General features: G+C 60.1%; 15 protein-coding genes. 5 read left to right on the forward strand and 10 right to left on the reverse strand.

Annotated elements, in window-relative coordinates; genetic code table 11:
* Positions 1-97: 97 nt before the first annotated feature.
* Both ctaD and G8767_RS26785 read left to right on the forward strand, forming a co-directional pair.
* Complete coding sequence (gene ctaD / locus G8767_RS26780; protein ID WP_047270592.1) at positions 98-1855, forward strand: cytochrome c oxidase subunit I; 1758 nt, start codon at positions 98-100, stop codon at positions 1853-1855.
* 28 nt (positions 1856-1883) lie between these two features.
* On the forward strand, positions 1884-2420 hold the full coding sequence (locus tag G8767_RS26785; protein ID WP_223304456.1) for a hypothetical protein: 537 nt from the start codon (positions 1884-1886) through the stop codon (positions 2418-2420).
* Between the two features lie 131 nt (positions 2421-2551).
* Here the strand turns inward: G8767_RS26785 and G8767_RS26790 are convergent, their stop codons facing one another.
* The 3 genes from G8767_RS26790 to G8767_RS26800 all read right to left on the reverse strand — a co-directional run bounded on the left by G8767_RS26790 (position 2552) and on the right by G8767_RS26800 (position 4195).
* Positions 2552-2743 carry an antitoxin gene (locus G8767_RS26790; RefSeq protein WP_047270593.1) on the reverse strand — a complete coding sequence of 64 codons (192 nt, stop codon included), beginning with the start codon at positions 2741-2743 and terminating at the stop codon, positions 2552-2554.
* A 148-nt stretch (positions 2744-2891) separates the two neighbouring features.
* Complete coding sequence (locus G8767_RS26795) at positions 2892-3542, reverse strand: vitamin K epoxide reductase family protein (RefSeq protein ID WP_052959927.1); 651 nt, start codon at positions 3540-3542, stop codon at positions 2892-2894.
* Entirely contained in the window at positions 3539-4195 is a 657-nt protein-coding gene (locus G8767_RS26800; protein WP_047270652.1) for a DsbA family protein, read from the reverse strand. Before G8767_RS26800 ends, G8767_RS26795 begins: the two co-directional genes overlap by 4 nt.
* 183 nt (positions 4196-4378) lie before the next feature.
* On the opposite strand from G8767_RS26800, the gene G8767_RS26805 reads away from it, so the two are divergent.
* Entirely contained in the window at positions 4379-4921 is a 543-nt protein-coding gene (locus tag G8767_RS26805) for a copper resistance CopC family protein (protein ID WP_223304457.1), read from the forward strand.
* Positions 4922-4963: 42 nt separating this feature from the next.
* A complete protein-coding gene (locus tag G8767_RS26810) occupies positions 4964-5899 on the forward strand; it encodes a cytochrome c oxidase assembly protein (RefSeq protein WP_054827426.1) in 936 nt (311 codons plus the stop codon).
* Positions 5900-5958: 59 nt separating this feature from the next.
* On the opposite strand, the gene G8767_RS26815 is transcribed toward G8767_RS26810, so the two are convergent.
* The 7 genes from G8767_RS26815 to G8767_RS26845 all read right to left on the reverse strand — a co-directional run bounded on the left by G8767_RS26815 (position 5959) and on the right by G8767_RS26845 (position 12870).
* Entirely contained in the window at positions 5959-6702 is a 744-nt protein-coding gene (locus tag G8767_RS26815) for a DUF305 domain-containing protein (protein WP_047270597.1), read from the reverse strand.
* A complete protein-coding gene (locus tag G8767_RS26820; RefSeq protein ID WP_047270598.1) occupies positions 6695-7495 on the reverse strand; it encodes a DUF3105 domain-containing protein in 801 nt (266 codons plus the stop codon). Before G8767_RS26820 ends, G8767_RS26815 begins: the two co-directional genes overlap by 8 nt.
* 60 nt (positions 7496-7555) lie before the next feature.
* Positions 7556-9157, reverse strand: a complete 1602-nt coding sequence (gene lnt / locus G8767_RS26825; protein ID WP_054827437.1) for an apolipoprotein N-acyltransferase — start codon at positions 9155-9157, stop codon at positions 7556-7558.
* Entirely contained in the window at positions 9154-10713 is a 1560-nt protein-coding gene (locus G8767_RS26830; RefSeq protein ID WP_223304458.1) for a cytochrome c biogenesis protein ResB, read from the reverse strand. The genes lnt and G8767_RS26830 overlap by 4 nt, the downstream gene beginning before the upstream one ends.
* Before the next feature lie 68 nt (positions 10714-10781).
* Entirely contained in the window at positions 10782-11591 is an 810-nt protein-coding gene (locus G8767_RS26835; RefSeq protein ID WP_058228108.1) for a cytochrome c biogenesis CcdA family protein, read from the reverse strand.
* Positions 11588-12202 (reverse strand): TlpA disulfide reductase family protein, encoded by a 615-nt coding sequence (locus tag G8767_RS26840; protein WP_047270604.1) that lies wholly within the window; start codon positions 12200-12202, stop codon positions 11588-11590. Before G8767_RS26840 ends, G8767_RS26835 begins: the two co-directional genes overlap by 4 nt.
* 26 nt (positions 12203-12228) lie before the next feature.
* Positions 12229-12870, reverse strand: coding sequence for a TlpA disulfide reductase family protein (locus G8767_RS26845; RefSeq protein WP_047270605.1), 642 nt, complete (start codon positions 12868-12870; stop codon positions 12229-12231).
* Positions 12871-13100: 230 nt separating this feature from the next.
* Here G8767_RS26845 and G8767_RS26850 point away from each other — a divergent pair, with 230 nt between their 5' ends.
* A complete protein-coding gene (locus G8767_RS26850; RefSeq protein WP_080961187.1) occupies positions 13101-13364 on the forward strand; it encodes a DUF4229 domain-containing protein in 264 nt (87 codons plus the stop codon).
* Positions 13365-13496: the final 132 nt, after the last annotated feature.

The raw sequence follows: 13496 nt of genomic DNA on the forward strand, positions 1-13496 counted from the left end.
CGAGGCGCCACCCGGACCCAAAAACTATGCAACGTAGTATTTGGGTTATGCTTCTGTCGCACACTCTATTTGCGTCTCGACAGGAAGCGGGCTGACTATGACCGCAATTGCATCACCCCCGATCCCCGCCCGGCCGTACCCCGCGCGACGGGCGCCGAAGGGATCGGTGCTGCGGAACCTTGTGACGACGACCGATCACAAGACGCTCGGCTTGATGTATTTGGTGACTTCGTTCGCGTTCTTCCTCATCGGCGGGCTCATGGCGCTGATCATGCGCAGCGAACTGGCGATTCCGGGCATGCAATTCCTGTCGAACGAGCAGTACAACCAACTCTTCACCATGCACGGCACGATCATGCTGCTGCTGTACGCGACGCCGGTGGTGTTCGGATTCGCCAATTTCGTTCTCCCCCTGCAGATCGGTGCGCCGGATGTCGCCTTCCCGCGACTGAACGCGTTCAGCTACTGGCTCTACCTTTTCGGTGCTCTCATCGCTACGGGCGGGTTCGTCACTCCCGGAGGTGCCGCAGATTTCGGCTGGACGGCCTACACGCCTCTGAGTTCGGCAGTCAGCTCACCTGGGGTCGGTGCGGATCTGTGGATTGTGGGGCTTCTCGTCTCCGGTCTCGGCACGATTCTCGGCGCGGTCAACATGATCACCACCATTGTCTGCTTACGCGCTCCCGGTATGACGATGTTCCGCATGCCGATCTTCACGTGGAACATCTTCATCACCTCTGTCTTGATTCTGTTGGCCTTCCCGCTGTTGACCGCCGCACTCTTCGCACTGCTTTACGACCGTCGCCTCGGTGGCAACATCTTCGACCCCGCGAATGGCGGAGTCCTGCTGTGGCAGCACCTGTTCTGGTTCTTCGGCCACCCCGAGGTCTACATCATCGCGCTGCCCTTCTTCGGTATCGTCTCGGAGATATTTCCGGTCTTCAGCCGCAAACCGATCTTCGGCTACAGCGGCCTGGTCTACGCGACGCTCGGTATCGCGGCGCTGTCGATCGCAGTGTGGGCGCATCACATGTACGCGACGGGCGCGGTTCTCCTGCCGTACTTCTCGTTCATGACGTTCCTGATCGCCGTGCCGACGGGTGTGAAGATCTTCAACTGGATCGGCACGATGTGGAAGGGACACCTGACGTTCGAGTCACCGATGCTGTTCTCTCTCGGATTCTTGATCACCTTCCTCTTCGGTGGTCTGTCCGGTGTGCTGCTGGCGAGCCCTCCGCTGGATTTTCAGGTCACGGATACTTACTTCGTGGTCGCCCACTTCCACTACGTGGTTTTCGGTACGGTCGTGTTCGCGACGTACGCCGGTATCTACTTCTGGTTCCCGAAGATGACCGGTCGCATGATGGACGAGCGCCTTGGCAAGTGGCACTTTTGGACCACGTTCGTCGGCTTTCACATGACGTTCCTCGTTCAGCACTGGCTCGGTGCCGAGGGTATGCCGCGTCGTTACGCCGACTACCTACCCGCGGACGGGTTCACCACACTCAATACAGTCTCGACCATCGGTTCCTTCATTCTCGGAGCCTCCACTCTCCCGTTCATCTGGAACGTCTTCAAGAGCTACCGATTCGGCGAAGTGGTCACTGTCGACGATCCGTGGGGCTACGGAAACTCGCTGGAGTGGGCAACGACCTGCCCGCCGCCGCGTCACAACTTCACCGAGTTGCCGCGCATCCGCAGCGAGCGTCCGGCCTTCGAGTTGCATTACCCGCACATGGTTGCTCGGATGCGAGCAGAAGCACACGTCGGGGCCGGTCACCGGCCGGAGACGAGTTCATCAGAATCGGAGAAGGTACTTACCGCATCCACGTCCGATGATGACGAGAAGAATTAGCTCGGCGGCCATACCGATGGGAAAGTCAATGTCAACACGAACAATGCCGGTGGTCATCGTCCCGGCAACAGATACCGCTGCCGCCCTACTCACGGACTGGTTGATTCGAGACGTACTGCCGACCGCTCTCGACGGCGGCGTGGCGAACCATGCTGGTGCCCGGTTGCGGACTTTGCCACCGGTATCTCGTCGCCACATCCGGCACCCCCGCAAACTTCGGGTTCACACCCGTCGAGTCAGCGAAGTAATCGCCGCAATCGAGAATCATCTCCAGACCGGAGCGGATTTCGTTGACGCAGAGCGGACCTTCATGCGTTCCACCACTGTCCTTCCAGACCCCGTGCTGAACGCCGCGGCCAGTATCAGTGGCGCAGTGATGGATATCGGGAGTTCCGCGGCGGCATTGGCGAATCGTGCCCTCCTTCTCGTTCCGACGACAATCGAGTCGTCGGAAGCGGCGCTCTCGACGCAATCGAGGGTAACCGAATCCTATTACGCCCTCCTTGCGCGGCTGTGGCACAGAGATTTTCACGCGAGTATCGTGATTCCGCAGACCGAACCCTGAGCGCTCCTCGCTTCGGTGTGCTGTCACGAGGGGGGCACACCGAAGCGAGATTATTCGCGCTCTCGACGCCGATTCTCAGTCGTACGGCGTGGAGACCAACGAGCAATCAGGCGGCAAGGCAAAGAGAGTCGCTACTTCTTCGGAGGAATCGCTCTCTTTGCCGCAAGCGCAGCCCTCCGGATCTGGCTGGTCAGTTTTCCACCGGTCTTGGCTTCGGCAGACGCGGCGGTTTTGTCGATCGCGTTTTCGATCTTGTCTGCGTTCTTCGAGGCAGCCTCCTTGCCCTTGTCGACTAGCGCTTTCGCTGCACCCATGAATTTCATATTCGTCTCCTTCTCCTGGCCTCATCGCCCTCTACTCGGGAGGGTTGCGGATCTAAAAACTAAGATCCATAGTAGTTGAGTTGAAGGTTGACTGATCGTGCAACAGTTGGCCGAGTGCGACGGCGTTGGCAGATTTTCGTGGGACTCGTCAGACCAGTGTCGACCAGTAGTCCCAGAATGCGCTGAGAATCATGCTCGCGACGGACACGATCCAGATAGTAAGCACGAGAGTGTGTTTCTCGGTGCCGACGGTCACGATTCGCGAGGAGGTCGACGCGCTACGAGCACCTAGATGCAAAATGGCATACCAGAGGGCTGTCATCGTCACCACCCACACGACCATGCAGTATGGGCACAGTGCCTGGATTCTGTACAGGCTTTGGAAAATCAGCCAGTGAACCAGCACCGCTCCGGTGAGCAAGCCGATGACGATACAGCGCCAATACCACTGAGGTAGTGCCTTTGCGGCGGTGAGGGTCACGATTCCCGTGGTCAGTAGGACGGTGAACCCGACTATACCGAGGATCGAATTCGGGAAACCGAAGATCGAGGCTTGTGGAGAACTCATCACCGATCCACAACTGAGGACGGGGTTGATGCTGCAGGACGGGCGATATGAGGGATCCGCGAGAAGCTGAAACTTCTCGATAGTCAGTATCAGAGACGCCGCCAAGCCGAGAGCGCCTGCTGCAGTGAGAATCCATCCGACGACATAGGGGGAGCACACTTTCGGGGCCGAGTCGACAGTCGGAGGTATACCAGTGTCGACGTGGGCACCGCGTGCTCCCGTTGATGTCATTGGGCCAGCGCTGCGTCGATGCGAGCGGTGAGATCGTCATATGTCGGCATGGACGGCAACTGGACGCCGTTGAGGAACAGCGTCGGTGTGCCCTGCACGCCCAGGTCGATACCTTCGTTGAAGTCCCCTTCGACACGCTCTGCGACTGCGGGATCATTCATATCTGCTTCGAAGGTCGCCATGTCGAGTCCCAGATCCTGGGCGAACGTACGGAAGAGGGCTACTTGAGATTCGGACGACTCGCCCCACTGGGTCTGCGTGTCGTACATTCGCTGGTACATCTCCACGAACTTCCCTTGCCTGGACGACGCTTCGACGACTCGCGCCGCGAGTCGACTGTTCGTGTGACTGGGAATGGGGAAGTACCGTACACCGAACGTGATGCGGTCAGCGTACTCAGCACGTATCCGCTCCATCGTCGGATACATCGCCAGGCATGCCTCGCACTCGAAGTCGAGGAATTCGACCAGAACGACATCGTTGTCCGGCGCAGAGGAAAGTAGATGCGTGTCGTCGCGAAGAACCGATGCGTCCGAAGCGCTGGCGCTGTTTGTCTCCCTCCCGCTGCGGTTGCCGAGCAACAGCGCGCCGAGGACGACAGCGAAGACAGCTATCAGGGCTATCGAGAATTTCGCGTTGGTGGTCAACTTCATGGATCCGCCTACCTGGTCGGTGTTCGTCGATGCGTGCAACCTTCCGGCCACCACACAGCCCTGAATACTATGCAACATAGTAGTCGGAGGTATTGTCTCAGCGAAGTGCGGTGTGCATCGATCGCCGGACTCCGCACCTCGATGGTGTGAGCCGAGTAGGAGGAACAGATTTTGAGGCGTGCAATGGTTGTGCTGCTGGTGGCTGCGGGGTGTGCGCTCATAAGCGCAGGCACCGCGCAAGCACACAGTGCACTGGTCGGATCGACTCCATCCGCCGACGCAGTTCTCGACACTGCGCCGAGTTCGGTGGAATTGGTTTTCAATCAGGAGATTCAGACGAGTTTCGCGAACGTGACCGTCAGTGCGGCCGACGGGACGCAGGTCGGAGCCGGGGAGCCGTCGGTGCAGGGAGAGCGCGTTTCTCTCGTGACGACCGGTCAGATGTCGTCTGGCACTTACACCGTTGGTTACCGGGTGATCTCTGAGGACGGACACCCGATCACGGGGTCGTACTCCTTCACCTTGAACGCGGCGAAGAACAATGCGGCGCCGCTTCCCGGAGGTGCAACACCTCCGGCAACTGTTGCGCCGTCGGCGGCGACCGCCGATGCCGACTCCGACGACGGATCCCCACTGTTGTTGCCGATTCTCGGTGGCGCAGTGGCAATCCTGTTCGTGATCGGGATGGTCATCGTTCTCCGCGGAGACAAGCGCTCGAAGCGCTGAGATGTTACAACACAGTACGAGCGGGGAGGGACCACGTAGGTGATGGACTGGATACGTTTACCCGAGGCCGTGCCTTCGTTCGGAGCAATGGTGGGGTGGGCGCCGCAGCCGCTCCCGGTCCTACCACTGATCGGAGTCCTACTGGCAGCGTGGTATGGCTGGGGTGTCTACCGGGTGACGTCTTCCGGTCGGGTGTGGCCGTGGACGAGGACGGCCAGCTTCCTCTTCGGCTGTATATTGCTGATCCTGGTCACGGGGCTCGCCGTCGAGGGCTACGGGTACGAACTCTTCAGTATCTGGATGTTCCAGCATTTGACCTTGTCGATGGCGATTCCACCACTGCTCGTTCTCGGCAGCCCAGGTCTTCTCCTGCTGCGCTCCACCCCTCACACAGGGTGGGGAATTCCGATCCTCAAGCTGGCATTGACGGCACTCAGAAGCCGGACGGCGAAGATTCTGCTACACCCCGGCGTCACGATTCCACTGTTCCTGTTCAGCTACTACGGCATCTACCTCTCGCCGGTATTCGACCTGGTGGCGTCGTCCTGGGTCGGTCACACAGGCCTGGAGCTCTTCTTCCTGGCCACTGGAGTGTTGTTCATCGTTCCGGTGCTCTCATCTGGGCCGTTGCCCGTCAAGCAAAGCAACCTGGGTCGATGTTTCGACCTCTTCGTCGAAATGCCTCTCCATGTTTTCATCGGCGTGATCCTGATGATGGCAACCTCGCCACTCCTGAGTACCTTCACCAATCCGCCGGCGTCCTGGAACGTCGATCTGATGGCCGATCAACAAATGGCGGGGGCTTTGGCATGGTCGTACGGAGAACCCGTCGCGTTGATCATCATGGTGGTTTTCGCGATGAGGTGGAATCGCGACGAGACCCGCACCAACGCCGCCGTCGACAAAAAGGCCGCCAGGGACGGTGACGTCGACCTCGAGGCCTACAACGAATTCCTCAAAACCCTTCCCCGTCGATGACTGCTCTCGGCATCTCGATGATCGGGTTCGGCGGATGCGACGGTGTGTGAGATGAGTGGTCAGTTCATCGGGATCGGTTGGGCACCTCTCACTGCGAGCAGTTCTCGCAATGCGGTCGATTCGGCCTGCTGTGTAGCGGCGATCTGTCGAGCAAGATTTGTCACGACGGGGAGATCGGCATTGTCAGCGGCGTATTGGGCCATCGGAATTCCCCCTTGATGGTGGCGCAACAGTAATTGCAAATAGCGAATCTCAAATGCCGGTCCGGTCAGGGTGCGTAGTTCCGCGAGTTCGGCGGGAGAAGCCATTCCCGGCATCGCGACTGATTCAGTTACGCCGGAATCACTTTGTCCGGTGCTCATGCCGGGCATCGAGTGATTCATCGCCGAGGAAGTTGAGGGCATCCACTCCATATACTCGCCCGTGCTCCGGGCGGGTCGATCCCAGATGGACAGCCACCCCTGCATCATTCCTATCTGACTTTGCTGAGTAGTGACGACGTCGTACGCGAGCGTACGGATAGCGGGGTCGGCAGTGTTCACCAATGCGAGGGACGACATCTCGACCGCTTGCCCGTGGTGAACCGACATGTCCTGCGCGAAGCCGACCTCCACTGCGCCGACGGCTGGGACCCCCTGCGAGGTGTTCTCGATCCGCCCCTTTGCCCACAGGCCGATGATGATTCCGATCAACAGAGCGATGACAATACCGACCACCAACACTGCGGCCGGCGTGGCATGGCGTTTGCCCGATGAATCGGATACCGACTCGGATTGAATCGATACCGCCTCGTGTTCAACCATTTTCGCGACTCCTCGTGATCGCCGGCGCAGGTGGGGTCGTTGCTGCGGGAAGACCAGTGGCTGACTGCTCCGACGCTGCGGGAATCGCGTCAGGGCCTGGCGGAGATGCGTCGAAGGGGAAAGGAGCGTTCGGGTCGAATCCTCCCGGGACCGTTGCACAGCTGGCACCGGCCTCTGGATGGGTGTTCGGGTTCTGTTTGAGGGCGGTGATGAATTTTGCGATACGGGGGTCGTCGACGCTGTCGACTTTGAGTTGGTGCCCCCACGACTGAATCGAAACGGGGGAATCGATGCCAGGGAACGGTGACATCAGGGAATACGGCTTACCGTTGACTTGGGAGGTAAGGGCGTCGACGTCGGACGGATTCAACGAGTCGGGGTTGTAGGCAATCCAGACCGCACCGTGCTCGAGTGAATGCACCGCATTCTCAGTGCGTATCGGCTCCGGGTAGACGATGCCTGTGCATGTCGCCCAGTACTGATCGTGCGCTCCTCCCAAGGGGGGAGTTTGATCGTATGCAACGCGCTGAGGCGCTTGAATATGATTGCCGGCCGCGTATTCGATTTCGGTTACCCCTTCGATGGACAGCGAGGGGTCCGGGTTGTCCGCGCTCGGAGCGTATTTTTGTGCTTCGGTCCTCTCGATGGCCTTGGGCACCATGTTGTAGGCGATGACCGAGACCAGGCCGGCGATAATCAGGACTGCGATCGATATCGACCACGGAAAACTTCGGCCACCGGGCACCCCACCGCCGCGGGGGCGGGGTGTGTTCTTCTTGCGGTTCTTCGACATTGGTGGACTCGTTCCCTTGCGCGCTGGCACCGACACTGAATTACTATCAATCATAGTAATTCATGGTTTCGTTCTTCTGCCGAGACAGAAGCGGTACGCGCCCCCGAAGAGAGATGCGGCAGCGAGAGAAAGGACGATCACCGCCAGGGCGATCTCGGGAACCGCGCCCAGACGTGTTGCCGGTGTGAGATCGGAACGCAGGGCGATCTCGTCGGTCAATGCCTGTGCTGTGAAGATCTCGCTCTGTTGGCGTACCTCTCCCGTCGGCGTGATGATCGCACTGACACCGCTGGTCGCGGCGATCAACACAGTGCGACCGTGCTCGACTGCCCGCACCCGCGACATGGCCAATTGCTGAAAGGTCATCTCCGTCCGGCCGAAGGTCGCATTGTTGGTGGGAACCGCGATGACGGTGGCTCCCGCCTGGACCGACTCGGTCACCAGATCGTCGAAGGCCACCTCGTAACACGTGGCAACAGCTACCTGAACTCCGTTGAGGTCGACGACACCGTTCCCATTCCCGGCAACGAAATTGCCCGCAGAATCGGCGTACGACGACACTGCACGAATGATCGGTCGGAGCGGCAGGTACTCCCCGAACGGCACGAGTTGTCGTTTGATGTGTTGCTGGCCAGGGCCATCCGTGGGATCCCACACCATGACACTGTTGATCGATGTGCTCGCTTCACCTACGAGAACCGTACCGACCAGGATTGGTGCCCCGATCGAACGGGCTGCTCGGTCCAGTCGCTCTGCCGCATCCCGATTCACCAAAGGATCTATATCCGAAGCATTTTCGGGCCAGATAACAAGCCGTGGCCGGGCTGCGCGACCCGCCGCGACATCGGCAGCGAGCTGCTCGGTGCGGGCAACATGATTATCGAGCACCGCTCGGCGTTGGGCGTTGAAATCGAGGCCGAGTCGCGGCACGTTGCCCTGAACGACGGCAGCAGTGACGACCTCGTCAGGGGCGGCACCGGGAGAACTTGTCACCAATGCACTCACAAAGATGAGGACGACGGCAACGCCACCCTTCGCCAATGCTTGCCATCGAACACGGGAGGGTCCGGCCAGTGACCAGGCGATGAGAGTTCCGGTCAGTGCAGTCACGAAGGAAAGACCTGGCGCCCCTGCGATCGAAGCCAACGGCAGCAGCGGACTGTCCGCCTGCCCGAAGGCCAAACGCCCCCACGGGAAACCGCCGAACGGAATTCGGCTACGAAGTGCTTCGGCGGTGACCCATGCACCCGCAATCCACACCGGGGAAAGGGGAGCGCGACCGACGGCCACTGCCAGTACGCCGAACACGCCGAACGCGAGCGCTTCAATCGCCGCCAACGCCAACCAAGGCGTTGCACCGACATACGCTCCGACCCACGGCAGCAAGGGAACGAAGAATCCCAGTCCCGCGGCATAGCCGAATCCGAAACCCGCACGGAGACTGCGACCCTGGAGAACGGCGGTCAGCAGGGCGATGGCGACAGGGGCCAGAAACCACAGCGTGCGCGGCGGAAAACTGAGAAATAGCAGCCACCCAGCGCCCACCGAAAGCGCGAGACGCAAAGCGTTCCCACCGTAAAGCCGTTTGGGGCGACCACTCTTCAGGCATGCATCGAGTTCACCGTCGGCAGTGAGTGCACGTTCGGACGAAGGGACCCTCACAGGCCCGCTCCCGTAGAAGGAGAACTGTGCTGGTCCGTCCACAATTTCTCACAAAGATCGTCGAATTCGCCGCCCCACCCTGCATGATCGGTCCTCGCGAGGCCTCCGAGTTCGAGATCGACCTGCTCCGGTGCTGCCCCCGGGCGTAAACGGATCCACACGCGCCGCCTCCTGATCACGAGCGAGGTCAGAAGTCCGAGCATCATCGTGATCGCAAAGACGAGAACCCACTGTTGCGCAGGGTCGTACGACACCTGTAGATTGGCGAATTCCTTGGCCCCGTCGAACCGAACCTGTGTTCCGTCAGAGAGAGTCCGCGTCTCTCCCGGTCGAAGGTTCACACGATCTTGTTTGACCAGCCTTCCTTGGTTGATCATCTCCGTATTCAACGAGAAGATCGATTGCGGAATGCCGGTATCCAGACCCGTATCGCCCTTGTAGATGTCGATCGCGACCGCAGGATCACGTGCGTCGGGAAACGACGAAGTCAGGAGCGTCCCACTGAAGGCCGCGGTCGGCGCGAAGAGTCCCTCGATGGCAATCTGATTCTTCCGGCGCTCGTTCGGATCGGGGAACGAACCGCCGGGTGGATCGAAACGCAACGCCCCACTGCTGAGAAACGTCACCGCGTCGTCCGGTTGAAACTGCATTGTCTCGGTACGGGACTGGCCATCGGGGAAAGTGACGGTGAACTGCGGCGCGTACCCGTGGCCGGTCAGATAGACGCGGGCGCCATCGGTACGCAACGGTTCGTTGACTCGAAGACGGTAGTCCTTCCACGTATTGGTCGCGATGTCCTGCCCGCTCTGGTATGAGATGTTGGAGGTGAACATTTCGGCCTGACCAGTATCGAGATAGTCCGCGGAAAAATCGTTGACCTTGATGCAGAACGGTGCGAGACCAGTTCCGTCAGTTGCACTTCCAGCGCGAAATGAGTCGTACACAGCGGGTGAGGTGTTGCAGAATCCAGGACCACCGTCGGCAATGACGATGACCGAACCCTCGTACCCCACCAGCTTGCCGATGGCGACGGTGACGAGCAACCCGATCAACGAGAAGTGGAAAACCAGATTCCCGGCCTCGCGCAGATATCCCTTCTCCGCCGAAACCGATACTCCGGAATCATTTTCGGGATTGACTGCGATGCGCCAACCCTTGAGAGACCGGCGCACTCTCGTCAAGGCCTCGTCGTGAGAGATATCTACCTCGCCGCGGAAATGGTGCGGCAACCGGGACAGATTCCGAGGTGCCCGCACAGGCTGGCTCCTGAGTGCGCCGAGATGCGCCCGCAAGCGTGGAAACAGGCAGCCGATGAGAGAGAGAAACAGGAGAACGTAGATTGCGGTGAACCAGAAACTGGAAAAGACGTCGAACAACTCCAGCTTGTCGAACAGTGGGCCAAGGGTTGGTTGGGCCGCAATGTACTGGGACACTTTCTGCACGTTGAGATTTCGCTGAGGCAGCATTGCTCCGGGGAGTGCTGCCAGCGCCAAGAGGAACAGGAGCACGAGCGCGGTACTCATCGACGTCAATCTGCGCCAGTACTGGCGCAGCATTCGAATGCTTTCTCGGATAATCAGTCTCGGGAGGCGACGGATGCGAGCTCCCGTGGGGACACTCTCTGTCATATCGGCAACACGACCGAACTGACAAACTCGTTGCGCAACCAGCCGATGAACACGCCCCACACACCGGTGACCAGTGCCAGACCGACAGCGACGAGCATTATTCCGCCGACGATCTGAATCGTTCGTGAATGGCGTTTGAGCCATCCGACGCCTCGGAGCGCTTTCACCGACCCGAACGCCAGCACGATAAACGGTAATCCAAGTCCTAGACAGTAGGCGACGATCAGCAGCACCCCGCGCGCTGCCGTCGTGCCTTGAGTTCCGGCCGCCACCGAAAGAACCCCTGCGAGAGTGGGGCCGAGACATGGTGTCCAGCCCAACGCGAACACGCCCCCCAACAAAGGTGCGCCGGCAAGGGAGGAGATTCGTCGCGGCGCGAATCGTGCGTCTTTCTGCAGGGCAGGAATAAGGCCGATGAAGGTCAACCCCATCACGATGGTGATCACCCCGCCCACCCGTTGGAGCAGGTCTTCGTTGATGCGCAGGGTGCTGATCACGCCGAATACCGATGCGGTGGCGAAAACGAACACCACCGTGAATCCCGCGACGAACATCGTTGCCGCGCCTGTCACCCGCCATCTGCCTGCTGCGGGTCTCGTGGTCGCGTCTTCAGGGGTCACCGCCGGAGAATCAGCTCCGGAAATGCCGGCTAGATACGACAGGTATCCGGGAACCAGTGGCACCACGCACGGTGAGGCGAAAGAGACCAGACCGGCCAAAACGCACGCCGCTACGGCGAGCAGCAACGGACCGCTCGAGGCGGCGGTCTGGAAGCTGGACCCGATGCCTTGGGCAAAGTCGTTCACCGTTCGGCCGCCACACGCTCGATGACAGGCTGTAGATCCTCAGTGAGAAGTGCACGAAGGAACACTGCGGCGACGCGATGCTGACGATCCAACACCAACGTGGAGGGAATCACGCTCGTCGGATAGTTTCCGCCGAGCGCTATCAAGGTCCTCATCGACGGGTCGTAGATCGAGGGGTAGCTCACGTTGTTGTCGACGACGAAGTCCTGAGCTTTGTCACGTTGAGGATCTCGAACATTGATCCCGAGAAACTGAACGCCGAGGTCTTTGGTTGCTTCGTAGGCGCGTTCGAGATCGTCGGCCTCGGAGCGGCATGGGGCGCACCATTGTCCCCACAGATTGATCACGACGATCTGATCTGCGTAGTCAGTCAGTGAGATATCGTTACCGTCGGTCATAAGGTCAGGCCCGGCCAATGCGCCGATTCTATTTCGCGACTCGGGTGGGTCGTACAAGATATCGGTTTGCCCCCCAGGCGAGACGAAATCGAAGTTCGCACCCGAAGCGACCGCGTCGGTACCGCTCGCGCACCCACTTGCGGCGACGACCACCGCGGTGAGGATAGCAATGAGTGAGAGGGGATGGGCATGCGCTCGGGGGGTGCGGTGCATCCGTTGTCGCGTGGGTGTGGGGACTGTCATTTCATCAACTCACTTACGGCGGAGCGTATTTGGTCCGTGTTTTCGAAAACCATGGGGGCTGTGACCTGGTCGACGGACCCGTCACGTTGGACGAGGAAGCTCAGCGGCAGAACTGGCGGCGCCGACAGTGCAATTCCGACGTCGTCGATGGCGGCGAACGAGGGATAGCGCACGCCGGCGTCCGTGAGAAGTGCTAGTGCTGCTGACATGTCGTCCTGGACATTGACGCCGACCACACGGATGGCGCCGGGGCTGCCTGCGTAATCGTTCAGAACCGGGATCTCCGATCGACACGGCCCACACCACGAAGCCCAGAGATTGATCAAGGTGGGTTCCCCGGACAGCGCTGCGCCGAGGTCGACTTCAGTGCTCTCGCCAAGACACGTCGCTTTGATTCCCCGGAGTTTTCCGTTCACGGGCGGTGCCGCCGGGGCCGCAGGGCAGGAAACCTTCGCTGCTGCGGTCGCAGATGTGAAGCTCGGGTCGAGAGCTTCGCCGTCGTCTTGGGATGCGGCCGGGGGCATTTGCGGTCGGGTTGGGGAGTGGGATTCGGTTGGTTCGGATCGAGGCCAGATTGCCACGACAAGGAGGGCGATCACGGCCAAGAAGAACATGAGCCATCGCGACCGTGCCTGCATACACTTCCTCCAAGTATGGTGCGGCGAATCGGGGAACAACACTGAACTACTATTGTGCATAGTAGCTATATTGGTTCTTCCACCGGCCCTCGCTCAGCAGCGGCAGGGGCCCGAGTCCAACTATTGAATCGAGCACTGTGAAACGTCAATCCGCCCCGGAGGGTCGTCCCAGCTCGTCGGCCCGCCCCGAAATTCCAGCACTGGATTCACATCAAGGGCCGCCGACGCGAATGACACGAATCGCACGGTCGAAGCTTGTGCGATTGATGGTGTACTACACCGCAGCTCGACTCGCCCTGATCGCTGGGCTCGCAGTGATCGTCATGGGAATCAACGCCGTATTCGACCTCGAAATCCCCGGCGCTTTGTCACTGTTCGGGGCCTTGCTGCTCGGATTCGCCATCTCTGCGATCGCATTCCGATCGTTGCGACGCCGGATCAACGACGAGGTGATGGTCGTAGATGAGAGGCGTCGCGCGTCGCGCACCGCGTGAAGAAGTTTCCCGCGGCCACGCCGGCATAGATGAAGCCTCCTTCATCCCCCGGTGTCACCCGGGAAGGGGCTAGGTCGCGGCGATCGCTGCTGCCGAAGCCGAATTCGGAGCAGCAGTCAACGACTGTCCACG

The organism is Rhodococcus sp. IC4_135, assembly GCF_011602025.1.
Taxonomy (GTDB): domain Bacteria; phylum Actinomycetota; class Actinomycetes; order Mycobacteriales; family Mycobacteriaceae; genus Rhodococcus_F; species Rhodococcus_F baikonurensis.